The sequence below is a fragment of the Streptomyces sp. NPDC051636 genome (assembly GCF_044453765.1).
GTDB lineage: Bacteria > Actinomycetota > Actinomycetes > Streptomycetales > Streptomycetaceae > Streptomyces.
Window position 1 is genome coordinate 25392 of sequence record NZ_JBITDA010000003.1, and the last position, 24941, is coordinate 50332.

Consider the following 24941-nt stretch of genomic DNA (forward strand, 5'->3'; position numbering starts at 1 on the left):
CACGCATCCAACGAACCGCGAGATCACTGATAGGGACGGAAGCGCGTGGACCTGTTCGAGTACCAGGCGAGGGACCTCTTCGCCAAGCACGATGTACCGGTGCTGGCCGGTGAAGTCATCGACACGCCTGAGGCGGCGCGCGAGATCACCGAGCGTCTGGGCGGCAAGTCCGTCGTCAAGGCGCAGGTGAAGGTCGGTGGTCGCGGCAAGGCCGGCGGCGTCAAGCTGGCCGCTACTCCGGACGAGGCCGTCGCCCGTGCGACGGACATCCTCGGCATGGACATCAAGGGCCACACGGTCCACAAGGTCATGATCGCCGAGACCGCTCCGGAGATCCTCGAGGAGTACTACGTCTCCTTCCTCCTCGACCGTGCCAACCGCACCTTCCTCTCCATCGCCTCCGTCGAGGGCGGCATGGAGATCGAGGAGGTGGCGGCCACCCGTCCGGAGGCCGTCGCGAAGATCGCGATCGACGCCATCGACGGTGTGGACGAGGCCAAGGCCCGCGAGATCGTCGAGGCCGCCAAGTTCCCGGCCGAGGTCGCGGACAAGGTCGCCAACGTCCTGATCAAGCTGTGGGACACCTTCATCAAGTCAGACGCCCTCCTCGTCGAGGTCAACCCGCTCGCGAAGGTCGCCTCCGGTGAGGTCATCGCCCTCGACGGCAAGGTGTCGCTGGACGAGAACGCCGAGTTCCGTCACCCCGAGTACGAGGAGCTCCACGACAAGGACGCCGCCAACCCGCTCGAGGCGGCCGCCAAGGCGAAGGGCCTCAACTACGTCAAGCTCGAGGGCGAGGTCGGCATCATCGGCAACGGCGCCGGCCTGGTCATGTCGACCCTGGACGTCGTCGCGTACGCCGGTGAGAAGCACGGCGGCGTCAAGCCCGCCAACTTCCTGGACATCGGCGGTGGCGCCTCCGCCCAGGTCATGGCGAACGGCCTGGAGATCATCCTGGGCGACCCGGACGTCAAGTCCGTCTTCGTCAACGTGTTCGGTGGCATCACCGCCTGCGACGAGGTCGCCAACGGCATCGTGCAGGCCCTGAAGCTCCTGGAGGACCGCGGCGAGAAGGTCGAGAAGCCGCTCGTCGTCCGCCTGGACGGCAACAACGCCGAGCTGGGCCGGAAGATCCTCACGGACGCCAACCACCCGCTGGTGCAGCGCGTCGACACCATGGACGGCGCGGCCGACAAGGCCGCCGAGCTGGCCGCCGCCAAGTAAGCACGAGGACGAGGACTCAAACCACCATGGCTATCTGGCTCAACAAGGACAGCAAGGTCATCGTCCAGGGCATGACCGGCGCCACGGGCATGAAGCACACCAAGCTCATGCTCGGTGACGGCACCAACGTCGTGGGCGGCGTGAACCCGCGCAAGGCGGGTCAGACCGTGGACTTCGACGGCACCGAGGTACCCGTCTTCGGCACCGTCAAGGAGGCCATCGAGAAGACCGGCGCCAACGTCTCCGTCATCTTCGTGCCGGAGAAGTTCACCAAGGACGCGGTCGTCGAGGCCATCGACGCCGAGATCCCGCTGGCCGTCGTGATCACCGAGGGCATCGCCGTGCACGACACGGCGTCCTTCTGGGCGTACGCCGGCAAGAAGGGCAACAAGACCCGCATCATCGGCCCGAACTGCCCCGGCATCATCACCCCGGGCCAGTCGAACGTCGGCATCATCCCCGGCGACATCACCAAGCCGGGCCGCATCGGCCTGGTGTCGAAGTCCGGCACGCTGACGTACCAGATGATGTACGAGCTGCGGGACATCGGCTTCTCGACGGCCGTCGGCATCGGTGGCGACCCGATCATCGGCACCACCCACATCGACGCCCTCGCCGCGTTCCAGGCCGACCCCGACACCGACCTCATCGTCATGATCGGTGAGATCGGTGGCGACGCCGAGGAGCGGGCCGCGGCCTTCATCAAGGAGAACGTGACCAAGCCGGTCGTCGGCTACGTCGCGGGCTTCACCGCGCCCGAGGGCAAGACCATGGGCCACGCCGGCGCCATCGTCTCCGGTTCGTCGGGCACGGCCCAGGCGAAGAAGGAGGCCCTGGAGGCCGCGGGCGTGAAGGTCGGCAAGACGCCGACCGAGACGGCCAAGCTCGCCCGCGAGATCCTCGCGGGCTGATCCCGGTCATTCCGGTCACCCAGGTCCACCTGGCAAGGGCCCGCACCCTCACGGGGGTGCGGGCCCTTCCGCGTGCTCATCCGGGCGACGGCAGCAACCGCTCCGGCCCGTTCGCCGTCTCCCGTCGCAGCTTCGCCCGCAGCGCCAGTTCCCCGGCCGACAGCGGGCCCAGGGCCGCTCGCGGCGGTACCCCACGCACCGCCTGGGCCGGGCCGACCGGTGCCTCGTAGTGGGTCGGGGCGGTCCGCAGGGTGAGCGTCGTCGCGCCGATGACCGAGGCCGTGAGGGCGATCGCGGCCCGGGTCCAGCGGCGGGCCTTGCGCTCGCCGCACGACCGCACCACCGTCGGTTCGGCGGCCCGTGGACGATCGGCGGAGGCCAGTTCGGCCAGGCGCCGGTGCAGCAGGTCGCAGTCCGCCAGTTCCGGGATCCGCGCGGCCACGGCGGTGCGTGCGTGCGTCAGCCGGTACGCCGTCGCCGGTGTGCTCGCCTCCGTCTCCGCCGCGGTCTCCGGCAGGTCGAGGCCGACACCGTCGTACAGCAGGAGCGTGCGGCGGTAGGACGGTGGGAGTTTCAGCAGGGCGTGCAGCAGGGCGCGGTCGGCGGCGTCGGCGGGGGGCGGGTCGGGGTCGCGGTGGCGCAGGCGGAAGCGGTGCCAGGGAGAGAGCGCGCACTCGTGCGCCGCCGCCCGCACCCAGCCCGCCGGGTCCCGGTCCCGGGCCACCTCGGGCCAGCGCTGCCAGGCGAGCTCGAAGGCCCGCTCCACGGCTTCGCGGGCGAGCTCGCGCCGGCCGGTGAGCAGGTACGTCTGCCGTACGAGGGCGGGGGCGCAGAACTCGTACAGGGCGTCGAAGGCCTGAGCGGGCGTCAGGGGAGCCTCGGTCTGACGGGCCGTCACTGGTCACCCCTCCACAGGAAAAAACACATAAACGTATATTGAGCGACACTTCGGTGGTTCGCCTGTTACGACGGGAAAGCGCGTGTCGTTGGGAGCATGGCGGCGTGACGCAGATGACCGCTCGCCGACCGTCGTTGTCGTTCTTGCTCACCGGGATGCGTGACCGGTCGCCCGGGCTGGCCGGGAGCCTCCTGGGTGGTGCGGTCGCGGCCGGGCTGGGCCTCGGCTGCTTCGCCGTGCTCGTGATGGTGCTGTGGGTCAGCTCGCCCTACCCCGACAGCGGCCCGGGCGGCGCACTCCGCGTCGCCGCCGCGCTGTGGCTGCTGGCGCACGGCGTCGAACTGCTCCGCACCGACACGCTCTCCGGTGTCCCCGCACCCGTCGGCGTCACCCCCCTGCTGCTCCTCGCGCTGCCGGTCTGGCTGGTGTACCGGGCGGCGCGGGACGCGACGGACGCGCCGGCCGACGCCGACGGGCCCCCGCCGGTCGCCGCGCACACGGCGTGGACCGGCGTCGTCCTCGGTTACCTCGGCGTCGGCGGCGGCGCCGCGCTGTACGCCTCCGGCGGCGCACTGCGGCCCGTGTGGGCGGGGGTGGCGGGGTGCCTGCCCGTCGTCGCGGTGGTCGCGGCGGGGGCGGGAGTGTGGACGGCGTACGGCCGTCCGCGCGAGCCGGTGCTGAGCGTGCTGGCGCTGCTGCCGGGGTTCCTGCGCCGCCGGGCGCTGACGCCGGGCGGGCTGGCCGGGCTCGGGGCGGCCGTACGGGCGGCGACGGCCGGGACGGCGGTGCTCTTCGGGGGCGGCGTGCTGCTGCTCGGGGTGTCGCTGGTGGCGCACGGCGCGGCGGCCCGCGCTTCCTTCCTCCAGCTGACGGAGGGCTGGACGGGACGGTTCGCCGTGCTGCTGCTGTGCCTCGCACTGATCCCGAACGCGGCGGTGTGGGCCGCGGCGTACGCCCTAGGTCCGGGGTTCGCGCTCGGTGGCGGGCATGCGGTGGACCTCTTCGCCTCCGATCCCGCGCCGTTGCTGCCGCCGCTCCCGCTGCTGGCGGCGGTGCCGGACGCCGGTCCGGCGACGCCGCTGCACTGGGCGGCCGGGGTGGTCCCGGTGGCGGCGGGCGTGGTGGTCGCCTGTTTCACGGCGCGGGCCGTGGAGCGGCGGGCGGGCTGGTCCCTCGCGCGGACCGCCGGGACGGCCCTGCTGGCGGCGGTCCTGTGCGGCGCGGCGTTCGCTCTCCTCGCGCGGCTGGCGGGCGGCCCGCTCGGGGTGGCGGCGCTGGCCCGGTTCGGGCCGGTGTGGTGGCAGGTCGCAAGCGCGGTGCCGGCATCGGTGGGGGCGGTGGCGGCACCGGTTTCGGTGGTGGTGGGGTGCCTTCGCGGGCGGCCTTCGCGGGCGGCGCCGCAGGAGGCGCCGAAGACGCGGGACGAAGCGCCGAAGAAGCGCGAGGAGACGCCGAAGAGGCAGGAGACGGCACTGGCACCGGTGTCCGAGCCGTCCGTGTACGACAGCGCCCTCGACGCCTACGACGTCCTGCCGGCCGAAGCACCGATCCCGCCGATCCCGCCGACTCCGTCCACCCCGCCGTCCCTGCCGCCTCACTCGGCTCAACCGGACAAGGACTGACTCCCGCCCCGGCGCACCCCGTCAGCCGCTGTTCCCCAGCACCCCCCGCAACTCCTGCGGCAGCAACTGCTTGCACGACTGCTTGGCCTCGTTGGTGAGGGAGTCGTTCACGCAGGTGTAGTAGTCGCTGTAGACGAGCTGGGCGGTGAAGGTGGCCGCGACGAGGGCCAGGGCAACGGAGCCGGTGACCAGGCCGCTGACGGCCGCCGTGGTCTGGGGGCGGCCGGTGGGCTCAGGGGCCGGGACGTTCGGGTCGGTGGGCGTGCGGGGCTTGGCGCGCAGAGCGCTGATGCCCCAGTAGAGGGCGAGGGCGCCGAGGAGCAGCGCCACGTACGGCCAGCTGAAGAGGGCGAAGAAGAAGGCCCACATGCCGCAGAGCAGCGCGTAGCGGGCGCGGCGCTGGGCGGGGTCGGTGGGGTCCCAGCGCAGGTTGCGGGAGGGGCCGCCGCCCGGTTCCTCGGGGCCGGAACCGGGGCGCTCGCCGAAGCCGCCGGGGGAGCGGCCGGGCTGGCGGTCGCTCCACTGGCTGCCCCAGGGGGAGTGTCCCTCGTCCCCGGAGCCCGGGGAGCCCTGCGGGTCCGAGGGGTGCCGCGGTTGCCACGGCCGGTCCGGTGTGCCCTCCGGCGGCGGGGCGAAGGGGTTGTCGTCCGCCGGGGCGCCGTCCTGGCCGTCACCGTCGGGCCGGCCCGACGGCGCGTCCGGCGGTGAGGCGGGCCGCTCCCGCAGCAGCACGGCGTCCCGCTCCCTTCCCTGGTCCGGCAGTGGGGGGAACGGGAGGAGTCGCAGACTGCGGTCCGGCATCAAGTGAGCGTCTTCCCCTAGATGAGTACGGCTTGTCCGACGTGAGCTGTCACTGACGGGAACGCGCCGCACGACGGCCGCGTTCCCGACCCGCTCCCCCCAGACGCTACCTCCCGGCCACGGCCCCGTCCCGTGGGGGCCGTACGGAGTGCCGGTATCGTTGCTGACGGTCGGCCGCTTCGTAGACTTCCCCGTATCCCGGGGCGCGAAGCATTCGTATGAATACACAAGCCGCCCGCGCAAACCGCTTCCCCGAGAAAGGGCCCCACCGTGGCCGCCAAGCCCGTGGCCAAGCGCCTCGTCGTGCTGGTCTCCGGATCCGGCACCAATCTGCAGGCGTTGCTGGACGAGATCGACCGCGTCGGCCCCGAGGCCTACGGCGCCCAGGTCGTGGCCGTCGGTGCGGACCGGGAGGGCATCGAGGGGCTCGCCCGCGCCGAACGCGCCGGGGTTCCCACCTTCGTGTGCAAGGTCAAGGACCACGCGACCCGGGACGAGTGGGACGCGGCCCTCACCGAGGCCGTCGCCGCGCACCGGCCCGACCTCGTGGTCTCCGCCGGGTTCATGAAGATCGTGGGCAAGGAGTTCCTCGCGCGGTTCGGCGGGCGGTTCGTGAACACCCATCCCGCCCTGCTGCCCAGTTTTCCGGGAGCCCACGGGGTGCGCGACGCGCTCGCGTACGGCGCCAGGGTCACCGGCTGCACCGTCCACTTCGTCGACGACGGGGTCGACACCGGACCGATCATCGCCCAGGGCGTGGTCGAGGTCCGGGACGAGGACGACGAGAGCGCTCTGCACGAGCGCATCAAGGAAGTCGAGCGAAGGCTGCTCGTCGAGGTCGTGGGGCGGCTCGCCCGCAACGGCTATCGCATCGAGGGACGAAAGGTAGTTATCCAGTGACCGCCGAGAGCAACAAGCGGCCCCTTCGCAGGGCGCTCGTCAGCGTCTACGACAAGACCGGCCTGGAAGAGCTGGCGCGCGGGCTGCACGAGGCCGGTGTCGAGCTGGTGTCGACCGGGTCCACCGCCGCCCGCATCGCCGGCGCCGGCGTCCCCGTCACCAAGGTAGAGGAGCTCACCGGCTTCCCCGAGTGCCTCGACGGCCGCGTCAAGACCCTGCACCCCAGGGTGCACGCGGGCATCCTCGCCGACCTGCGTCTCGACAGCCACCGCGAGCAGCTGACCGAGCTCGGTGTGGAGCCCTTCGACCTCGTCGTCGTCAACCTCTACCCGTTCCGCGAGACCGTCGCCTCCGGCGCCTCGCCGGACGAGTGCGTCGAGCAGATCGACATCGGCGGTCCGTCCATGGTCCGGGCCGCCGCCAAGAACCACCCGTCGGTCGCCGTGGTCACCAGCCCCGCCCGGTACGCCGACGTTCTCGCGGCCGTGCAGGACGGCGGCTTCGACCTGGCCACCCGCAAGCGGCTGGCCGCCGAGGCCTTCCAGCACACGGCCGCGTACGACGTGGCGGTGGCGAGCTGGTTCGCCTCCTCCTACGCCCCGGTGGACGAGTCGCAGTTCCCCGACTTCCTCGGCGCCACCTGGGCACGCGCGCACACCCTGCGCTACGGCGAGAACCCGCACCAGCCGGCCGCCCTGTACGTCGACGGCAGCGGGAACGGACTCGCCGTCGCCGAGCAGCTGCACGGCAAGGAGATGTCGTACAACAACTACACGGACACGGACGCCGCCCGCCGTGCCGCGTACGACCACGCCGAGCCGTGCGTGGCGATCATCAAGCACGCCAACCCGTGCGGCATCGCGATCGGCGCGGACGTCGCCGAGGCGCACCGCAAGGCGCACGCCTGCGACCCGCTGTCCGCGTTCGGCGGGGTCATCGCCGTCAACCGGCCGGTGAGCAAGGAGATGGCCGAGCAGGTCGCGGAGATCTTCACCGAGGTCATCGTCGCGCCCGACTACGAGGAGGGGGCCCTGGAGGCCCTCACCAAGAAGAAGAACATCCGGGTGCTGCGCTGCCCCGCGGGCCCGGCGGCCCCCGTCGAGGTCAAGCCGGTCGACGGCGGCGCGCTGCTGCAGGTAACCGACCGTCTCCAGGCCGGCGGCGACGCCCCGGCCAACTGGACGCTGGCGACCGGCGAGGCGCTCGACGCCGAGGAGCTGAAGGAGCTCGCCTTCGCCTGGAGGGCGTGCCGGGCCGTGAAGTCCAACGCCATCCTGCTCGCCAAGGGCGGCGCCTCCGTGGGCGTCGGCATGGGGCAGGTCAACCGCGTGGACTCCTGCAAACTCGCCATCGACAGGGCGGGCGCCGAGCGTGCGCGGGGCTCGTACGTGGCCTCCGACGCCTACTTCCCGTTCCCGGACAACATCGAGGTCCTCGCCGCGGCCGGCGTGAAGGCCATCGTCCAGCCCGGCGGATCGGTCCGGGACGAGCTGGTCGTGGAGGCCGCGCGGAAGGCGGGCGTGACGATGTACTTCACGGGGACGCGTCACTTCTTCCACTGATCCGGGCCCAGCCCGTAACGCGCCAGGGCCGTGTCCTCCCTCGCCGGGGTGGGACACGGCCCTTGGGCGTGAGGCGGCGGCGTACCGGATCAGTACCGCGGGCGGTTGAACCAGGCGGCGCCCGATGGGGCGATCATGGCCGCGGCCATGATGCCGCCGAAGCCGATCCACAGCAGCGCCCACACCAGCGCGGCCGAGGAGCCGGCGTCGGCGGCGCCGATCAGGATGAGAACGCCGAAGAGGGCGCCGAGGATGCCGTAGATCATCGTGGTGATGCGGATGCCCTGGCCGCCCCCGGAGAACTTGACACCCAGCGTGATCGACAGTCCCGCGAGACCGAGGATGACCAGAGCGATGACGAAGATGACGCCGGCCGAGGCATGGCCGATGTCGGAGAAGCCGTTGCTGCCGAAGGTGTCCTCACCCGCGTTGGACGCGTCGTTGATGGTGGCGGCGCCGAAGATGGCGAAGATCCCCATGAGGATCTGCACGCCCGCCACGATGTAGAGCAGGACCCGCGCGGTCATCATGAGGCCGGGCATCGACTGCGGCAGCATGTTCGTGCCCAGGTGCCCCGGGTAGGCCGGCTGCTGCGGATAGCCGTAGCCCTGCGGCGGGATCCCTCCGGCCGGGGGCTGCTGGGGGTAGCCGTAAGTGGGTGCGGCGGACGGCGGCTGCTGCGGCGGGTAACCGGGCGGCTGGCCCTGGGGCGGGCCGTAGGGGTTGTTCGGGTCGCCGAAGCTCATGGCGGTCTTTCCTCCGTTGCTCAAGTGCGGGGACGACGCGGCACGGTTCGGAGGAGAGTTCTACAGATGCGGTCCGTCCCCCCGGTACTGCCCGCGGCACTGTGCACTCATCGTTCTTCAGCGGGCTCTTCCTTGTCCAGCCGCATTCGCTATGTGTTGTGCAAGTGCAACATCAACGATCATGGGCGGACCCGGATTGGAACAGAGGGGCGGTCATCCGCGAGGATGGGACCATGACCGCCCAGATTCTCGATGGCAAGGCCACCGCAGCCGAGATCAAGTCAGAGCTGACCGCCCGCGTGGCGGCGCTGAAGGAGAAGGGCGTCACGCCCGGCCTCGGCACGATCCTGGTCGGGGACGACCCCGGCAGCCAGAAATACGTCGCCGGCAAGCACCGCGACTGCGCCCAGGTCGGCATCGCCTCCATCCAGCGCGAACTGCCGGGCACGGCGACGCAGGAGGAGATCGAGGCGGTCGTCCGGGAACTGAACGAGGACCCGGCCTGCACCGGCTACATCGTCCAGCTGCCGCTGCCCAAGGGCATCGACGAGAACCGCATCCTCGAGCTGATGGACCCGCACAAGGACGCCGACGGCCTGCACCCGATGAACCTCGGCCGCCTGGTCCTCAACGAGCCGGCCCCCCTGCCCTGCACCCCCAACGGCGTGCTCACCCTGCTGCGCCGCTACGGCGTGGAGATCAAGGGCGCCGAGGTCGTGGTCGTCGGCCGGGGCGTGACCATCGGCCGCTCGATGCCGCTGCTGCTGACCCGGCGCAGCGAGAACGCCACGGTGACCCAGTGCCACACCGGCACGCGGGACCTGTCGGCGCACCTGAGGCGGGCGGACATCATCATCGCGGCCGCCGGTTCCGGTCATCTGATCCGGCCCGAGGACGTGAAGCCGGGCGCGGCCGTGCTCGACGTCGGCGTTTCCCGCAACGCCGAGGGGAAGATCGTCGGTGACGTGCACCCCGGGGTCGCCGAGGTGGCCGGCTGGATCTCCCCGAACCCCGGCGGTGTGGGCCCGATGACCCGTGCGCAGCTGCTCGTCAACGTCGTCGAGGCGGCGGAGCGCAGTGCCGGCTGAGGACACCCACGACAGCGCGGAGCCGACCGTCCGCGACGCGATCAGCGCGCCCGGCGCCGAGGGGCGGCCGAAGCGGGCCACGCGCCGCTTTCCCCTGTTCACGCGGGACACCGCGCCCCCGGAGGGCGGCGGCCGGGCGGCCTCCCGTGACGCCCCGGCGCCCGCCCGGCAGTGGCCGATGCTCGTCGTGCTGTCCGTGGTCGCGCTCGGTCTGCTGCTGACCGTGTTCGACCTGTTCCGGCTCGGCACCCTGCTGGTCGGCTCGGCCCTGCTCGCGGGCGCCGTGCTGCGCTGGGTCCTGCCGGGTGTCGGCATGCTCGCCGTCCGCTCCCGCTTCACCGACATCGTCACCTACGGTGCCCTCGGCCTGGCGATCGTCCTGCTGGCGATGATGGCCCAGCCGAGGCCGTGGCTGGAGATCCCCTTCCTGAAGGACACGCTCCACTTCACGCTGAGCAACTAGGCAGTGATCCGCAGGGTTGCTTGTCGCGCCGCCCGCGGCGTGCGACGGTGCGCGCCGGCCGGGCCGGATGCTCCCGTGCGCCCCCCACCTCGGGAACTGGGAACCCGAGTCGGCGCATCCCTGTGGGTAGCCAGAACGGGGACCGGGGGGCCCGCGCCCATGGGGACGGCGCAGGAAGGAAGAGCACGGCCGGGGGGAAAGAGGGGGAAGCGATGCCTCGTTGGAAAGCCTTGCCCGATGAGCTCGATCCGCAGGTGAAGGAGTTCGCCGGCCAGTTGCGGCGGCTCGTGGACCGCGGCGGACTGAGCATCGCGGCGCTGGCCGACCGCACGGGCTACAGCAAGACGTCCTGGGAGCGTTACCTCAATGGCCGGCTCCTGGCACCGAAGGGCGCGATCATCGCCCTCGCGGAGGTCACCGGCACCCATCCCGTTCACCTGACCACCATGTGGGAGCTGGCCGAGCGGGCCTGGAGCCGTTCGGAGATGCGCCACGACAGGACCATGGAGGCGATCCGGATATCCCAGGCGCGGGCCGCGCTCGGGGAGTTCGGCGCGCCCGCGGCGGGCGCGGCCGGCGGCGGCATGGCGGCCCGGGCCGGCGGCAGGGCGACGGTGGCCCCGGGTGTCGCGGGTGTATCGCCCACGATCCCGCCGCAGCCGACGGCGCCGGACGCGGACGCGCGGGAGGGGACCGGGGGCGGTTCCGCGACGGGCGGCAACTCCTGGAGGCTCTCCGGCTACCAGGGCCCCTCGAAGACCGCCGGACGCGCCTCCTCCGGCCCGGCGGCACCGGGCTCGTACGGGCAGCCCTTGTCCGGCTCCCGGGATCCGCACGGTCCACAGGATCCACAGGGCGTGCGGAGCGCGCAGGGGGCGCGGCAACCCGGTGGCGCCTCGGAGGGCAGACGGCGGCTGACGATGTTCGTCGCGGGCGCCGCCGGCGTGCTCGTCCTCGTCGCAGCCGTCTTCTTCCTCACCGGCAACGGCGGGGACGGGAGGAACGAGAGCACGGCCCAGTCGACCTCCCCGTCCGCCACGGTCCACCGCGGCCTGCCCGCGGGCGTGAAGTGCGCCGGCGCCGACTGCACCGGCAGGGACGCGGAGAGCATGGGCTGCAGCGGCGAACTCGTCACCACCGCCAAGACCGCCACCGTCGGCACGACCGTCGTCGAGGTCCGCTACAGCAAGACCTGCCGGGCGGCGTGGGGGCGGATCACCGGGGCGGCGCAGGGGGACGCGGTGCGGGTCAGCGCGGGGACGAGGAAGGTGACCGGGTCCGTCACGGATGCCGGGGACACGATCGCCTACACGCCGATGGTGGCCGTGAAGGACGCGGCCGGGGTGCGGGCGTGCGTGACGCTGGCCTCGGGGCAGAAGGGGTGCACGAACTAGGCCTGGGAGCGGGCGGAAACGGGGGCCCCGGCGCGGCGGCCCGGGACGCCCGCGGTGACCCCGGTCAAAACAATCGGGGTGAACACGCATGGCCGTCGAGATCCTGGGCACGCGAACCGTACCCCACGGGAGTCCGGCCACGGTCCCCCGATCGGCGGCCGTCTCTGTTCCTCCTCTCCCGGACAGGCGGCCGCCTTTTCGGTTGAGCCCAGCGGCAGTGGCACGGCGGCTTGTGGGGTGGGCCACACGGCCCCGGCCGTCCGCGCTCCCCGAGGCGCGATAGCCTGACCGCTGGATCTCTCTTGATGCCAAGAGATCGATCATTTGTACGTCCCCCCGGGGCAGGGACGCCCCACCGCCAGCTGTCATACGGAGAACGCCATGACCCGCACTCCCGTGAACGTCACCGTCACCGGCGCGGCCGGCCAGATCGGTTACGCCCTGCTCTTCCGCATCGCCTCCGGCCAGCTGCTCGGCGCGGACGTGCCGGTCAAGCTGCGTCTGCTGGAGATCACCCCGGCGCTGAAGGCCGCCGAGGGCACGGCCATGGAGCTGGACGACTGCGCGTTCCCGCTCCTGCAGGGCATCGACATCACGGACGACCCGAACGTGGCCTTCGACGGCGCCAACGTCGCCCTCCTCGTGGGCGCCCGCCCGCGCACCAAGGGCATGGAGCGCGGCGACCTCCTCGAGGCCAACGGCGGCATCTTCAAGCCGCAGGGCAAGGCCATCAACGACCACGCCGCCGACGACATCAAGGTCCTGGTGGTCGGCAACCCCGCCAACACCAACGCGCTGATCGCGCAGGCCGCCGCCCCGGACGTACCGGCGGAGCGCTTCACCGCGATGACCCGCCTCGACCACAACCGCGCGCTGACCCAGCTGGCGAAGAAGACGGGCAGCACGGTCGCCGACATCAAGCGCCTGACCATCTGGGGCAACCACTCCGCCACCCAGTACCCGGACATCTTCCACGCCACGGTCGCCGGCAAGAACGCCGCCGAGGTCGTGAACGACGAGAAGTGGCTGGCCGAGGACTTCATCCCGACCGTCGCCAAGCGCGGTGCCGCGATCATCGAGGCCCGTGGCGCCTCGTCGGCCGCCTCCGCCGCCAACGCCGCCATCGACCATGTGTACACCTGGGTCAACGGCACCGCCGAGGGCGACTGGGCCTCCATGGGCATCCCGTCCGACGGCTCCTACGGCGTACCGGAGGGCCTGATCTCCTCCTTCCCGGTCACCACCAAGGACGGCAGGTACGAGATCGTGCAGGGCCTGGACATCAACGAGTTCTCCCGCGCCCGCATCGACGCCTCCGTCAAGGAGCTCGAGGAGGAGCGCGAGGCGGTCCGCTCCCTCGGCCTCATCTGAGCCGCGCGCTGTCCCGCACGGGCTCCCTTCCGGTTTCTTCCGGAAGGGAGCCCGCGCCCGTTTTCGCCGCTACCTTCAAGAGCAGTACGCAGCAAGGCGATTACGGGGGGCTCGCGATGAGCGCACGCAACAGTCAGGACGGTCCTGAGCACGAGCCGAGCGAGGAGAGAGGCCAGGCGCCCTGGGCCGGCCCCGAGCCGGACGCCACGCCACCGTGGGCGTCGGCGCAGACCCAGACGGCCCAGACTCCCCCGCCGTGGGGGGACCGGGCAGCCGCGGACCGCCGCCGCGGCGACGCACCGCCTCCGTCCGCCGAGGGCCACGCGGGCGACCCGCCGCCGCCCCCGGCCGACCGCCGCCACGGTGACGTGCCCCCGCCGCCACCCCCTTGGTCGTCGTCCGGCGCCTGCACCGGCGGCCCCCCGCCCCCGCCCCCGGCCCAGCCACCGGCGCCCGCCTGGACGCCACCGCCGGCCACGCCCTCGTACGCCCCGCCGTCCGCGCCCCGGCGGGCCACCGGCCGCCTGGTCGTTCTGGTCGCCGTCATGGTCCTGGTGGCGGCGGGCTCCTTCTCAGGGGTGTGGTATCTCGGCCGAGACCACGACAAGGGCACCCGGACGGAATCCGGCCCGGGCCCCGGCATCAGCGTCAGCGGCTCGGCCCCCGGGACCTCGCCGCCCGCCACGACCGCGTCCGGCTCGCCGCTTCGGTCCCCGTCCGTGCCCCGGGGCTACCGCCTCGCCCACGACCCGGTCGGCTACACGCTCGACGTCCCCGAAGGCTGGAAACGCAGGCAGAAGCACGGCGAGAAGGCCATGGTCGTCTTCTACGACTCCCCGTCCGACGGCCGCCAGCTGCAGATCTTCGAGCTCTCCGAGGCGACCCCGGCCGAGTCCCTGGACCTGGCCGAGAACGACCAGGGCTACGGCTACTCCCGGCAGCCCGGCTACGAGGTCCGGAGCCGCGACTCGCGAGACACCTGGTCCGAGCTGTCGTACCGCTACGACGACAAGGACAAGGGCGCCCGCCAGGTCATCGACCACCGCTTCCAGGCCGCCGACGGCACGCTGTACGCGATCCGCTCCAGCGGACCGGAGAGCCTGTCCTCCGGCCTGGTCCGCGCCCCGCTGACGACAGCGGTGTCGTCGTTCTGCCCGGCCGGCGCCTCGTGTGCGTAGGGATCACTCCGGCCCGCGCTTGCCCGGCGCCCAGAACGGCTTGGTGAGGACCGCCCGCCGGTCCCGGCCCGCCTCCCGGACGAGCACCTGCCGCACCGCCTGCACGGTCCGCGCCTCCCCGGCGACGTAGGCGACGCCGCCGGGCGCGGGAGCGAGCCGCCGTACCGCCTCCGGCAGCGAAGTCCCGCCCCGGATCAGCCGGTCGAGGCGGTCGGCGTGCGCCAGCGGCAGCCGGTCCGCCGCCGTCGCCGTCTCGACGCAGCCCGAGACCCGCGCGCTCTCGGGGAGCGCGGCCAGCATCGCCCCGAGGGCGACGGGCGCGGTCTCCTCCCCGACGAAGACGTGGTGCGCGGCGCCCGGGCGCAGCACGAAGGACCCCTCGGGCCTGCCCAGCCGCACCTGGTCGCCCAACCGCGGCGGTCCGCCCCCACCGCGCGCCGGGCCCGGCCCCCGGATGGTCCAGCACGCACAACTCGACGGCGACGGGGGCTCGTACCGCCACACCGAGTACGTCCGCCGGGTCAGTCCGCCGCCGACCAGCACCCGCATCTGCTGTCCTGGCCGCACCTCCAGCCCGGCGAGTGCGTCGCCCTCGACGCGCAGCCGGCGCATGCGGGCGGCGATCGGGCCGGCGGCCGTGATGGTCCCGCGCAGCATCAGCAGGTCGAGGACGGGATTGGGCAGGGCGGGCATGAAGCCTCCGGGCGGGAAAGGTCAACCAGAGGTCGACAGGGGGAGTTGACGTCAGGAACGGGCGGAACGCGACAGCACGCGTTCCCGGCCGGACGCGATGGTGCGCGAACTGCCCCGGCCGCCGTACCCGGCCACCACGATCCCCGTCGCCGCCAGCACCACCAGCGCGACCGTGCGCAGGGCCGGGCCCATCCCGTGGGCCAGGTCGGGGTGGGCGGAGAGGATCGTGCCGGTCACGGCCACGCCCAGCGCCGCGCCGATCTCGCGGGCCGAAGTGCCGAGGCCGGAGCCGAGGCCCGCCTGGTGAGGCGGGAGCGAGGAGACGACGCCGAGGGTCAGGGCGGGCATGGACAGGCCGGTGCCCGCCGAGATGACCAGCAGCCAGCAGGCCCACGTCCCGTACGGTGTGCCCGCGTCGGCGGTGGACGCGCCGAGCAGGCCGAGGCCGATGAGCGCGAGCCCGGCGCCGACGACCGGGCGGGGCCGGCCCGCCCAGCGGGCGGCGAGTTTCGGGACGAGCGCCATGCCGACGGTCAGCGGCATGATCGCGACACCGGTGAGAGCGGCGCCGAAGCCGTGGACGTCTTGCAGATACTGGGAGTTGACGTAGAAGAGGGAGAACAGGCCGAAGAAACCGGCGGCCGTGCCGAGGGTGGCCGAGCGCAGGCGGGACGAGGCGAAGACCCTCGGGTCGAAGAGGGGCGCGGGCGAGCGGAGTGCATGGGCGGTGAAGGCGGCGGCGAGCAGCGCGCCGGCCGCGAAGGCGCCCAGGATGCGCGGGGAGGTCCAGCCGTAGGTGGGGCCCTCGATGATGCCGAAGAGGACGGCGACCAGGCCGGCCGTGAGCAGGAGCGTGCCGAGGGGGTCGAGATTGCTGCGGGCGGCGCGGTCCGTGCGCGGGGTGGTGACGGCCACCGCCACGGCGAGGAGTGCCGCCAGCGGGACCATCGCGGCGAACAGGGCCCGCCAGGACAGGAACTGGCCGGCCAGGCCGCCGCCGAGGTTGCCCGCCGCGCCGCCCAGGCCGATCGCCAGGGTCCAGGAGGCCATCGCGCGGGCGCGGTGCTCCGGAGCGGACAGGTGCATCAGGATCGACATCGTGGCCGGGGTGATCAGCGCGGCCCCGGCGCCGGACAGGCCGCGGCCCGCGATCAGCACGGCCGGGTCCGGTGCGAGCGCGCTGGTGCCGGCGCCCGCGGCGAAGAGGGCGAGGCCGGTGAGCAGGGCCCCCTTGCGGCCGTACCGGTCGCCGAGCGCGCCCGCCGGGACGAGGAGTCCGGCGAAGGCGATGACGTAGGCGTCGACCGTCCACAGGACCTCGCTGTGCGAGGGATGCAGCGCGGAGGAAATCAACTGCGGAATGAGGAGGTTGATGGCGGCGACCATGCTCTGCGCGACCAGCACGCAGGCGCACAGGGCGAGCAGGGTCGGACGTTTCAGGGCGTGCGCGGGCACGGCTCCTCCCAGGAGCTCGGTGGGTGGTGGGGGATGCCCTGTCACCGTAGGCTCGGCGATGACCTGCTTCCAGTGCAACCTTGACAAGGGACAGTTGCGCATGACGCAATCCGCCTGCTCGCCTGCCGGGATCGACCTGAACCTGCTGGTCGCCCTGGACGTCCTCCTGGAGGAGCAGAGCGTCCAGGGCGCCGCCCGCCGCCTGCACCTCTCCGAACCGGCGATGAGCCGCACCCTGGGCCGCGTCCGCAAGGCGCTCGGGGATCCGGTGCTGGTCCGCGCCGGCCGCCGGATGGTGCCCACCCCGCACGCCCTGGCCGTACGCGCCGAGGTGAGCGCGGTGGTGGAGCGGGCCCGCGCCCTGTTCGCGCCCGGCCGTGCCACCGACCTGCGCACGGTCTCCCGTACCTTCACGATCATCTGTCACGACGTGATCGCCGCCGCGCACGGCGCGGCCCTGTTCGCCCGTGCCGCCGAGGAGGCGCCCGGCATCCGCATCCGCTTCCTCACCGAGAGCCACGTGGACGCCCCGTTCCTGCGCCAGGGGACGGCCGACCTGGAGGTCGGGGTGGTCGACACGACCGCGCCCGAGGTGCACGTGGAGTCCCTGTGCGAGGACCGGATGGTGGGCGTCGTACGGGCCGGACACCCGCTGCTCGCCGGGGAGTTGACGCCGGAGCGGTTCGCCACGGAGGCCGATCACCTCATCGTCTCCCGGCGCGGCAAGCTGCACGGCCCGGTCGACGCCGCGCTGGCCGAACTCGGCCTGACACGCCGGGTGGTGGGCACCGTCGGCACCTTCCCGGCCTCCCTCTTCGTCCTCCGCGACACCGACCTGGCCGGCCTGGTCAGCTCATGGAGCCTGCCCCTGGCCTCCGCCCTCGGCCTGGTCGCCTTCGAGGTGCCGCTCCCCCTTCCCGCGCTGCGGCTGGGCCTGGCCTGGCACCCACGCCACGACGCCGACCCGGCCCACGCGTGGCTGCGGGGCTGCGTACGGGACCTGGTGGCGCAGTGGTCGCCGCGCAGTCCCTAGCACGTCCGGGAGGCGGTCGCCGAGGGAGGCGCCGGCTACCGGGCGGCGTTCACCATGCGCAGCGGCGAGTCACCCCTCCTGCGTCGTCTCCTGATCGAGGAGTACGCCCGGCACCTCGGTCGGGCCGGCCTGATCCGGGAGTCGATCGACGGACGCGTGGGGGAGGACCCGCCGGCCGACTTCCGACCGCCCCGCTCCTGAGAGGCTTTTGTCCATATATGTCCGCATCTCCAGTGATGCAGCGCACTTTCGGCCGCCCATTGCGCATGCAATCCGGAGCCCCCGGGCAGGGGGACACGGTCCCCCGAGAGTGACACACGTGTGACACACGGGAGCTGAACAGGAACGGAAGGCAACATCGATCATGGCGAAGAGAACGGAACGACCGGCACGGGCGACCATCCATGCCGGGGGCGAGTGGCTGGAAGCGGTCTCCGGCGCGACGCGCGAGATCCTCGACCCCGCGGACGCCCGGCCCTTCGCCGTGGTGGCGGAGGGTGACGAGAAGGACGCGGAGCTGGCGGTGGCCGCCGCCCGCCGCGCCTTCGACACGGGCGACTGGCCGCGCACCCCGGCCGCCGATCGCGCGGCCCTGCTGCGCCGGGTGGCCGACCTCCTCGCGCGCGACCGCGAGGAACTCGGCCTGCTGGAGAGCAGGGACGCGGGCAAGACCGTCGAGGAGGGCCGTGTCGACATCGACTGCGTCGCCGACGCCTTCCGCTACTTCGCCGACCTGGTGGCCGCCGAGGCCCCCGGCCGGGTCGTCGACGCGGGCTCGCCCGACATCCACAGCGTCGTCGTGCACGAGCCCGTCGGGGTCTGCGCGCTGATCACCCCCTGGAACTACCCGCTGCTCCAGGCCAGTTGGAAGATCGCTCCGGCGCTCGCGGCGGGCAACACCTTCGTCGTCAAGCCCAGCGAGATCACCCCGCTGACCACCATCGCCCTGATCGAGCTGCTCGCCGAGGCCGGGCTGCCGGCCGGCGTGGCCAACATCGTCACCGGCCCCGGCCACACGGTCGGCGCCCGCCTCGCCGAGCACCCCGACGTCGACCTGGTCTCCTTCACCGGCGGCCTGGTCAGCGGCACCAAGGTGGCCCAGGCCGCCGCCCCGACCGTCAAGAAGGTCGCCCTCGAACTCGGCGGCAAGAACCCCAATGTCGTCTTCGCCGACGCCTGCGCCACCGACGAGGGCTTCGACACCGCCGTCGACCAGGCCCTCAACGCCGCGTTCATCCACAGCGGCCAGGTCTGCTCGGCGGGCGCCCGCCTCATCGTCGAGGAGTCGGTCCGGGAACGCTTCGTCGCCGAACTCGCCCGCCGGGCCGCCCGGATCCGCCTCGGCCGCGGCACGGAGGACGGCGTGGAGTGCGGCCCGCTCGTCTCCGAGCAGCAGCGCGCCAAGGTCGAGGCCTACGTCGCCTCCGCGCTCGCCGAGGGCGCGGTGCTGCGCACCGGCGGCAAGCGCCCCGGTGCGTCCCCCGAACGCCCCGCCACCGGTTACTTCTACGAGCCCACCGTCCTCGACGCCTGCCACCGCGAGATGCAGGTCGTACGGGAGGAGGTCTTCGGCCCGGTCCTCACCGTCGAGACCTTCCGTACGGAGGACGAGGCCGTCCTCCTCGCCAACGACACCGAGTACGGCCTCGCGGGCGCCGTCTGGACCGCCGACGCGGGCCGCGCCCGGCGCGTCGCCGGACGGCTGCGGCACGGCACCGTCTGGATCAACGACTTCCACCCCTACCTGCCGCAGGCGGAGTGGGGTGGCTTCGGCAAGAGCGGTGTGGGGCGCGAACTCGGGCCGGCCGGGCTCGCCGAGTACCGCGAGACCAAGCACGTCTACCAGAACCTGGCGCCGAAACCGGTGCGCTGGTTCGCGGGCTGACCCCCGGGGCCGACCTCCCGCCGCGACCTCCCGCACCCGCGACACACCCCACCCTCCCCCCGACTCCCCCCAAGCGTCCCCCACCCTGGAGTGAGCACCCCCATGTCCGACAGTCCCCACGTCTACGACTACGTCGTGATCGGCGGCGGCACGGCAGGCTCCGTCATCGCCTCCCGCCTCACCGAGAACCCGGACGTCACCGTCGCCGTCATCGAGGGCGGCCCCAGTGACGTCGGCCGCGACGACGTCCTCACCCTGCGCCGCTGGATGGGCCTGCTCGGCGGCGACCTCGACTACGACTACCCCACCACCGAACAGCCACGCGGCAACTCCCACATCCGGCACAGCCGCGCCCGTGTCCTCGGCGGCTGTTCCTCCCACAACACCCTCATCGCCTTCAAGCCCCTGCCGTCCGACTGGGACGAGTGGGAGGCCGCCGGCGCCAAGGGGTGGGGCGCCGTCCCCATGGAGGCCTACTACGCACGCCTCCTCAACAACATCGTCCCGGTCGACGAGAAGGACCGGAATGCCATCGCCCGCGACTTCGTCGACGCCGCCCGGTCCGCACTCGGGGTACCCAGGGTCGAGGGCTTCAATCACAAGCCGTTCACCGAGGGCGTCGGTTTCTTCGACCTCGCCTACCACCCGGAGGACAACAAGCGCTCCAGCGCCTCGGTGGCCTACCTCCACCCGGTGATGGACGAGCGCCCCAACCTCACGATCCTGCTGGAGACCTGGGCGTACCGGCTGGAGCTGGACGGCACCCGTGCCACGGGCGCGCACGTGCGCACCAAGGACGGCGAGGAACTCCTCGTACGGGCCCGCACCGAGGTCCTGCTGTGCGCCGGCGCGGTCGACTCGCCCCGCCTGCTGCTGCACTCCGGCATCGGCCCGAAGGCCGACCTGGAGCGGCTCGGCATACCGGTCGCGCACGACCTGCCCGGCGTCGGCGAGAACCTCCTCGACCACCCCGAGTCGGTGATCGTCTGGGAGACCCACGGCCCGATCCCCGAGAACTCCGCGATGGACTCCGACGCGGGCCTGTTCGTGCGCCGCGACCCCCGGCAGGCGGGCCCGGACCTGATGTTCCACTTCTACCAGATCCCGTTCACGGACAACCCGGAGCGACTGGGCTACGAACGCCCGCCGTACGGCGTCTCGATGACCCCGAACATCCCCAAGCCGAAGAGCCGCGGCCGCCTCTACCTGACCAGCCCCGACCCGCAGGTCAAGCCCGCGCTGGACTTCCGCTACTTCACCGACCAGGACGACTACGACGCCCGCACCCTCGTCGACGGCATCCGCATCGCCCGCGAGATCGCGAAGACCGAACCGCTGGCGGGCTGGCTCAAGCGCGAGGTGTGCCCGGGCCCGGAGATCGTCGGTGACGCCGAACTCAGCGAGTACGCACGCAAGGTCGCGCACACCGTCTACCACCCGGCGGGCACCTGCCGGATGGGCCCCGTCGACGACGAACTGGCTGTCGTCGACCCCGAGTTGAAGATCCGCGGCCTCGACGGCATCCGTGTCGCCGACGCGTCCGTGTTCCCGACCATGACCGCCGTCAACCCGATGATCGGGGTGCTGATGGTCGGTGAGAAAGCCGTCGACCTGATCGGAGGTGGTGCGCGATGACCGTCACCACGCCCACCACCCGGAAGCCGCCCACCACCGACGCCCCCGTCTTCTCCGTGGGCGGCCTGTGGAAGGTGTTCGGCCCGAAGGCCGACCGCGTCCCCGCCGACCCCGAGCTGACCGGCCTGGACCCCGCCGAGCTGCGCTCCCGCACCGGCTGCACGGCCGCCGTCCGGGACGTCTCCTTCGACGTCCGCAAGGGCGAGGTCTTCGTCGTCATGGGCCTGTCCGGCTCCGGCAAGTCCACGCTGGTGCGCTGTCTGACCCGGCTGATCGAGCCCACGGCGGGCACCATCGCCATCGACGGCGAGGACGTCCGCGCGATGGACCGCTCCCGGCTGCGCGAACTGCGCCGCCACCGCACCGCCATGGTCTTCCAGCACTTCGGTCTGCTCCCGCACCGCACGGTCCTCGACAACGTCGCCTACGGCCTGGAGATCCAGGGCGTCGGCCGATCCGAGCGCCGGGCGCGGGCGAAGGAGGTCGTCGACAAGGTCGGCCTTGAGGGCATGGAGAAGCGCCGGCCCGGGCAGCTCTCCGGCGGCCAGCGCCAGCGCGTCGGCCTCGCCCGGGCGCTGGCCGTCGACCCCGAGGTGCTGCTCTTCGACGAGCCGTTCAGCGCCCTCGACCCGCTGATCCGGCGGGACATGCAGGACGAGGTGGCCCGCCTGCACCGCGAGGAGGGCCGCACGATGGTCTTCATCACCCACGACCTCTCCGAGGCGCTGAGACTCGGCGACCGCATCGCCCTCATGCGCGACGGCCGCGTGGTCCAGCTCGGCACCCCGGAGGAGATCGTCGGCTCCCCGGCCGACGACTACGTCCGCGAGTTCGTCCGGGACGTCCCGCGCGAGCAGGTCATGACCGTCCGTACGGCCATGCGCCCCGGCGACTGCGGCGGCCCCGACCACCCGGGCGCGCTGCCACCGGACGCCGTGGTCGCCGAAGCGATCAAGGTCGTGGCGGGGACCGGCCGGCCGGCGTGCGTGGTCGAGAACGGGCGGTGCCTGGGCGTCGTCGACCACGAGCGGCTGCTCGGCGTCGTGGCCGGCGTGGCCGCGGGCGGCCGTACCGCCGGGGCGGCACCCGCTCCGCGGAAGGCGCCACGCCCCACGCGCCGGCGCGAGACCCCGCCCGCCGGCACCGGCGCGGAGGCCGTCTGATGGCAACCGTCACCGCACAGGCCCCCCGCATCGCACTCCCCGCCGCCCTCAGGCACCGCGCCGCCCGCAAGCTGCTCCTGCTCGCCCTGGCCGCGGCCGTCCTCGCCCCGCTCGCCCACTCCCACTGGCCGAGCGCCGCATGGCCCCACGCGCTGACCGTCGACCTCACCAAGCCGCTGGCCAACGCCAGTGACTGGGTCATCGACAACCGGGACAGCCACCCGCTGTTCCTGTACTTCTTCGGCTACATCAGCAACGCGGTCGTCCTCTCCGTACGCGCCGTCTACCTCGCCCTGCTCGCCGCCGGCTGGGCGGGCGTCACGGCGTTCGGCGCGCTCGTCGCCTGGCGGGTCGCCGGGGTGCGGCTCGCCGTGGGCACGGCCGTCGCGTTCCTCGCCTGCGGCCTGCTCGGCATGTGGGTGCCGACCATGCAGACGCTCGCGCTGATGGTGGTCGCCGTCCTGGTCTCCGTGGCCGTCGGCTTCCTGCTCGGCCTGGGCGCCGGCCTCTCCGACCGCCTGGACCGCGCGCTGCGCCCGGTCCTGGACACCATGCAGGTCCTCCCGGCGTTCGCCTACCTGCTCCCGGTCGTGCTGGTCTTCGGCATCGGCGTCCCGGCGGCCGTCCTCGCCACCGTCGTCTACGCCGCCCCGCCCATGGCCCGCCTCACCGCGCTCGGCCTGCGCGGCGCCGACCCCGAGGTGCTGGAGGCCGTGGAGTCGCTGGGTGCCACGGCCCGCCAGCGCCTGCTGACCGCCCGCATCCCGCTCGCCCGCAAGGAACTCCTCCTCGGCCTCAACCAGACGATCATGATGGCGCTGTCCATGGCGGTCATCGCCTCGGTCATCGGCGCCGGCGGCCTCGGCGACCGCGTCTACCAGGCGCTCGCCTCGGTCGACGTCGGCGCGGCCCTCGCGGCCGGCATCCCGATCGTGCTGCTCGCCGTCGTCCTGGACCGGGTCACCTGCGCGGCCGGGCAGGACACCGCCGGACAGGCCGCCTCCCGCCCCCGCACGATCGGATGGCCCTACGCCCTGGCCGTCCCCGTGGCCGTCGCGGTGGCCGTCCGTCTCCTCGGTCACCTCGACTGGCCCGACGCCTGGACCCTGAACATCGCCGAACCGGTCAACCGCGCCGTCGACTGGATGACCGCGCACCTCTACTCGGGCGTCCCCTACGTCGGCGGCACCGCGGACTGGGCCGGCCACTTCACCACCTGGGTCCTCGACCCCCTGCGCGACGGCCTGCAGTGGCTGCCCTGGTGGTCGGTGCTGCTCATCGTGGCCGCGCCGGCCTGGTTGATCGGCACCTGGCGCACCGCCCTGACCGCCGTCCTCGCGATGGCCGCGATCGGCGTGCTCGGCGTGTGGGAGCCGTCCCTGGACACCCTCGCTCAGGTCCTCGCCGCCGTCGCCGTCACCCTCGTGCTCGGCTTCGCCACCGGTATCGCCGCCGCCCGCAGCGACCGCTTCGAGCGGGCCCTGCGCCCGGTCCTGGACGTCTTCCAGACGATGCCGCAGTTCGTGTACCTGATCCCGGTCGTCGCGCTGTTCGGCGTCGGCCGCGCCCCCGCCGTCGCCGCGGCCGTCGTCTACGCCCTCCCGGCCGTCGTCCGGATCACCGCGCAGGGCCTGCGCCAGGTCGACCCGGCGGCGCTGGAGTCGGCCCGCTCGCTCGGCGCCACCGGCCGCCAGCAGCTGTGGCAGGTACAGCTCCCGCTCGCCCGCCGGTCGCTGCTGCTCGCCGTCAACCAGGGCGTGGTCCTGGTCCTCGCCGTCGTCATCATCGGCGGTCTGGTCGGCGGCGGCGCCCTCGGCTACAACGTGGCCTTCGGCCTCGCCCAGGGCGACCTGGCGACGGGCCTGGTCGCGGGCGCCGCGATCGTCTGCCTCGGCCTGGTCCTGGACCGGGTGACCCAGCCCACCGAACGCCGCGCGACGAAGGGAGCGTGACATGAAGATCGACCGCCGGACGGCCCTGCTCGCCTCCTCGGCCGCGGCCCTGTCGCTGCTCACCGGCTGCGGTGCCGCGGACATGACCAAGCAGGCCTCGCCGTTCGCCAACGCCCAGGGCTCCAGGACGGTCACCCTGTCCGTCCAGTCCTGGGTCGGCGCCCAGTCGAACGTGGCCGTCGCCCAGTACCTGCTGGAACACAAGCTGGGCTACCGCGTCGACACCGTCCAGGTCGACGAGGTCCCCGCCTGGGACGCGCTCAGCCAGGGCAGGGTCGACGCCATCCTGGAGGACTGGGGCCACCCGGACCAGGAGAAGCGGTACGTCGACGACAAGAAGACGATCGCGCCCGGCGGCGACCTCGGGGTGACCGGTCACATCGGCTGGTTCGTGCCGGCCTACCTCGCCAAGCAGCACCCCGACATCACCGACTGGAAGAACCTGAACAAGTACGCCTCCCTCTTCCGCACCGCGGAGAGCGGCGGCAAGGGCCAGCTCCTCGACGGCTCCCCGTCGTACGTCACCAACGACAAGGCGCTGGTGAAGAACCTGAAGCTGAACTACCAGGTGGTCTTCGCCGGTTCGGAGGCCGCGCAGATCACCCAGATGCGGCAGTTCGCCAAGGAGAAGAAGCCCTTCCTCACCTACTGGTACTCGCCGCAGTGGCTGTTCAAGAAGGTCCCGATGACGGAGGTGAAGCTGCCGCCGTACAAGGACGGCTGCGACGCGGACGCGGCGAAGGTCGCCTGCTCCTACCCGCACACCCCGCTGCAGAAGTACCTCAACGCCGACTTCGCCAAGTCCGGCGGCAAGGCAGCGGCCCTGCTGAAGAAGTTCAAGTGGACCACCGAGGACCAGAACGAGGTCTCCCTGATGATCGCCGACCAGAAGCTCACCCCCGAACAGGCGGCGAAGAAGTGGGTGGACAGCCACCCCTCCACCTGGAAGGCGTGGCTGTCCTGAGCC

General features: G+C 72.7%; 21 protein-coding genes and 1 pseudogene. 17 read left to right on the top strand and 5 right to left on the bottom strand.

The features are described 5' to 3' along the window. Window positions 1–45 precede the first annotated feature (45 nt). Together sucC and sucD are read left to right on the top strand one after the other, a co-directional pair. The gene (sucC, locus tag ACIBBH_RS07065) at window positions 46–1224 is read left to right on the top strand and encodes an ADP-forming succinate--CoA ligase subunit beta (RefSeq protein WP_399402782.1); all 1179 of its coding nucleotides are present in this window, start codon (window positions 46–48) and stop codon (window positions 1222–1224) included. Window positions 1225–1250: 26 nt separating this feature from the next. Beyond that, entirely contained in the window at window positions 1251–2135 is an 885-nt protein-coding gene (gene sucD / locus ACIBBH_RS07070; protein WP_399402784.1) for a succinate--CoA ligase subunit alpha, read from the top strand. Between the two features lie 76 nt (window positions 2136–2211). On the opposite strand, the gene ACIBBH_RS07075 is transcribed toward sucD, so the two are convergent. Continuing rightward, window positions 2212–3033 carry an RNA polymerase sigma factor gene (locus ACIBBH_RS07075; RefSeq protein ID WP_399402786.1) on the bottom strand — a complete coding sequence of 274 codons (822 nt, stop codon included), beginning with the start codon at window positions 3031–3033 and terminating at the stop codon, window positions 2212–2214. 113 nt (window positions 3034–3146) lie between these two features. Between ACIBBH_RS07075 and ACIBBH_RS07080 the strand changes: the two genes are divergently transcribed. Beyond that, a complete protein-coding gene (locus ACIBBH_RS07080) occupies window positions 3147–4655 on the top strand; it encodes a DUF6350 family protein (protein ID WP_399403627.1) in 1509 nt (502 codons plus the stop codon). A 21-nt stretch (window positions 4656–4676) separates the two neighbouring features. Here ACIBBH_RS07080 and ACIBBH_RS07085 read toward each other — a convergent pair whose 3' ends face one another. Continuing rightward, window positions 4677–5456, bottom strand: coding sequence for a hypothetical protein (locus ACIBBH_RS07085; RefSeq protein WP_399402788.1), 780 nt, complete (start codon window positions 5454–5456; stop codon window positions 4677–4679). Window positions 5457–5726: 270 nt separating this feature from the next. On the opposite strand from ACIBBH_RS07085, the gene purN reads away from it, so the two are divergent. Then, entirely contained in the window at window positions 5727–6356 is a 630-nt protein-coding gene (purN, locus tag ACIBBH_RS07090; protein ID WP_399402790.1) for a phosphoribosylglycinamide formyltransferase, read from the top strand. Continuing rightward, entirely contained in the window at window positions 6353–7918 is a 1566-nt protein-coding gene (gene purH, locus ACIBBH_RS07095) for a bifunctional phosphoribosylaminoimidazolecarboxamide formyltransferase/IMP cyclohydrolase (protein WP_399402792.1), read from the top strand. The genes purN and purH overlap by 4 nt, the downstream gene beginning before the upstream one ends. Window positions 7919–8007: 89 nt before the next feature. On the opposite strand, the gene ACIBBH_RS07100 is transcribed toward purH, so the two are convergent. After that, window positions 8008–8664 (bottom strand): hypothetical protein, encoded by a 657-nt coding sequence (locus tag ACIBBH_RS07100; RefSeq protein WP_399402794.1) that lies wholly within the window; start codon window positions 8662–8664, stop codon window positions 8008–8010. Window positions 8665–8897: 233 nt separating this feature from the next. On the opposite strand from ACIBBH_RS07100, the gene ACIBBH_RS07105 reads away from it, so the two are divergent. From ACIBBH_RS07105 to ACIBBH_RS07125, 5 genes are all read left to right on the top strand, one after another. Next, the gene (locus ACIBBH_RS07105; RefSeq protein WP_399402796.1) at window positions 8898–9752 is read left to right on the top strand and encodes a bifunctional methylenetetrahydrofolate dehydrogenase/methenyltetrahydrofolate cyclohydrolase; all 855 of its coding nucleotides are present in this window, start codon (window positions 8898–8900) and stop codon (window positions 9750–9752) included. After that, window positions 9742–10215 carry a DUF3017 domain-containing protein gene (locus tag ACIBBH_RS07110; RefSeq protein WP_399402798.1) on the top strand — a complete coding sequence of 158 codons (474 nt, stop codon included), beginning with the start codon at window positions 9742–9744 and terminating at the stop codon, window positions 10213–10215. The genes ACIBBH_RS07105 and ACIBBH_RS07110 overlap by 11 nt, the downstream gene beginning before the upstream one ends. 230 nt (window positions 10216–10445) lie before the next feature. Continuing rightward, window positions 10446–11609, top strand: a complete 1164-nt coding sequence (locus ACIBBH_RS07115) for a helix-turn-helix domain-containing protein (RefSeq protein ID WP_399402800.1) — start codon at window positions 10446–10448, stop codon at window positions 11607–11609. A gap of 381 nt (window positions 11610–11990) precedes the next feature. Continuing rightward, window positions 11991–12980 carry a malate dehydrogenase gene (locus tag ACIBBH_RS07120; RefSeq protein ID WP_399402802.1) on the top strand — a complete coding sequence of 330 codons (990 nt, stop codon included), beginning with the start codon at window positions 11991–11993 and terminating at the stop codon, window positions 12978–12980. A 116-nt stretch (window positions 12981–13096) separates the two neighbouring features. Then, complete coding sequence (locus ACIBBH_RS07125; RefSeq protein ID WP_399402804.1) at window positions 13097–14158, top strand: hypothetical protein; 1062 nt, start codon at window positions 13097–13099, stop codon at window positions 14156–14158. A gap of 3 nt (window positions 14159–14161) precedes the next feature. On the opposite strand, the pseudogene ACIBBH_RS07130 reads toward ACIBBH_RS07125, so the two are convergent. Continuing rightward, window positions 14162–14851 (bottom strand): annotated as a pseudogene (locus ACIBBH_RS07130) (siderophore-interacting protein). A gap of 51 nt (window positions 14852–14902) precedes the next feature. After that, entirely contained in the window at window positions 14903–16306 is a 1404-nt protein-coding gene (locus ACIBBH_RS07135; RefSeq protein WP_399402806.1) for an MFS transporter, read from the bottom strand. A 100-nt stretch (window positions 16307–16406) separates the two neighbouring features. On the opposite strand from ACIBBH_RS07135, the gene ACIBBH_RS07140 reads away from it, so the two are divergent. The 7 genes from ACIBBH_RS07140 (at window position 16407) to ACIBBH_RS07170 (ending at window position 24938) form a co-directional block, all read left to right on the top strand. Next, the gene (locus ACIBBH_RS07140) at window positions 16407–17339 is read left to right on the top strand and encodes a LysR family transcriptional regulator (RefSeq protein ID WP_399402808.1); all 933 of its coding nucleotides are present in this window, start codon (window positions 16407–16409) and stop codon (window positions 17337–17339) included. Window positions 17340–17393: 54 nt separating this feature from the next. Continuing rightward, window positions 17394–17540: a hypothetical protein gene (locus ACIBBH_RS07145; protein WP_399402810.1), complete on the top strand. Its 147-nt coding sequence runs from the start codon at window positions 17394–17396 to the stop codon at window positions 17538–17540. 163 nt (window positions 17541–17703) lie between these two features. Further along, window positions 17704–19224: an aldehyde dehydrogenase family protein gene (locus ACIBBH_RS07150; protein ID WP_399402812.1), complete on the top strand. Its 1521-nt coding sequence runs from the start codon at window positions 17704–17706 to the stop codon at window positions 19222–19224. Between the two features lie 102 nt (window positions 19225–19326). Then, on the top strand, window positions 19327–20859 hold the full coding sequence (locus ACIBBH_RS07155) for a GMC family oxidoreductase (protein ID WP_399402814.1): 1533 nt from the start codon (window positions 19327–19329) through the stop codon (window positions 20857–20859). After that, the gene (locus ACIBBH_RS07160) at window positions 20856–22022 is read left to right on the top strand and encodes a glycine betaine/L-proline ABC transporter ATP-binding protein (RefSeq protein ID WP_399402816.1); all 1167 of its coding nucleotides are present in this window, start codon (window positions 20856–20858) and stop codon (window positions 22020–22022) included. Before ACIBBH_RS07155 ends, ACIBBH_RS07160 begins: the two co-directional genes overlap by 4 nt. Continuing rightward, window positions 22022–23974 carry an ABC transporter permease gene (locus tag ACIBBH_RS07165; protein WP_399402818.1) on the top strand — a complete coding sequence of 651 codons (1953 nt, stop codon included), beginning with the start codon at window positions 22022–22024 and terminating at the stop codon, window positions 23972–23974. The genes ACIBBH_RS07160 and ACIBBH_RS07165 overlap by 1 nt, the downstream gene beginning before the upstream one ends. 1 nt (window position 23975) lies before the next feature. After that, a complete protein-coding gene (locus tag ACIBBH_RS07170) occupies window positions 23976–24938 on the top strand; it encodes an ABC transporter substrate-binding protein (protein WP_399402820.1) in 963 nt (320 codons plus the stop codon). Window positions 24939–24941: the final 3 nt, after the last annotated feature.

What these genes read in the sequence shown, in the direction of transcription:
- ACIBBH_RS07165 (WP_399402818.1), top strand. Translation starts at nt 22,022, where the DNA reads ATGGCAACCGTCACCGCACAGGCCCCCCGCATCGCACTCCCCGCCGCC.
- ACIBBH_RS07140 (WP_399402808.1), top strand. Translation starts at nt 16,407, where the DNA reads ATGACGCAATCCGCCTGCTCGCCTGCCGGGATCGACCTGAACCTGCTG.
- ACIBBH_RS07080 (WP_399403627.1), top strand. Translation starts at nt 3,147, where the DNA reads ATGACCGCTCGCCGACCGTCGTTGTCGTTCTTGCTCACCGGGATGCGT.
- ACIBBH_RS07155 (WP_399402814.1), top strand. Translation starts at nt 19,327, where the DNA reads ATGTCCGACAGTCCCCACGTCTACGACTACGTCGTGATCGGCGGCGGC.
- ACIBBH_RS07170 (WP_399402820.1), top strand. Translation starts at nt 23,976, where the DNA reads ATGAAGATCGACCGCCGGACGGCCCTGCTCGCCTCCTCGGCCGCGGCC.
- ACIBBH_RS07125 (WP_399402804.1), top strand. Translation starts at nt 13,097, where the DNA reads ATGAGCGCACGCAACAGTCAGGACGGTCCTGAGCACGAGCCGAGCGAG.
- ACIBBH_RS07085 (WP_399402788.1), bottom strand. Translation starts at nt 5,456, where the DNA reads ATGCCGGACCGCAGTCTGCGACTCCTCCCGTTCCCCCCACTGCCGGAC.
- ACIBBH_RS07145 (WP_399402810.1), top strand. Translation starts at nt 17,394, where the DNA reads ATGCGCAGCGGCGAGTCACCCCTCCTGCGTCGTCTCCTGATCGAGGAG.
- ACIBBH_RS07100 (WP_399402794.1), bottom strand. Translation starts at nt 8,664, where the DNA reads ATGAGCTTCGGCGACCCGAACAACCCCTACGGCCCGCCCCAGGGCCAG.
- ACIBBH_RS07160 (WP_399402816.1), top strand. Translation starts at nt 20,856, where the DNA reads ATGACCGTCACCACGCCCACCACCCGGAAGCCGCCCACCACCGACGCC.
- ACIBBH_RS07105 (WP_399402796.1), top strand. Translation starts at nt 8,898, where the DNA reads ATGACCGCCCAGATTCTCGATGGCAAGGCCACCGCAGCCGAGATCAAG.
- ACIBBH_RS07150 (WP_399402812.1), top strand. Translation starts at nt 17,704, where the DNA reads ATGGCGAAGAGAACGGAACGACCGGCACGGGCGACCATCCATGCCGGG.
- sucD (WP_399402784.1), top strand. Translation starts at nt 1,251, where the DNA reads ATGGCTATCTGGCTCAACAAGGACAGCAAGGTCATCGTCCAGGGCATG.
- ACIBBH_RS07120 (WP_399402802.1), top strand. Translation starts at nt 11,991, where the DNA reads ATGACCCGCACTCCCGTGAACGTCACCGTCACCGGCGCGGCCGGCCAG.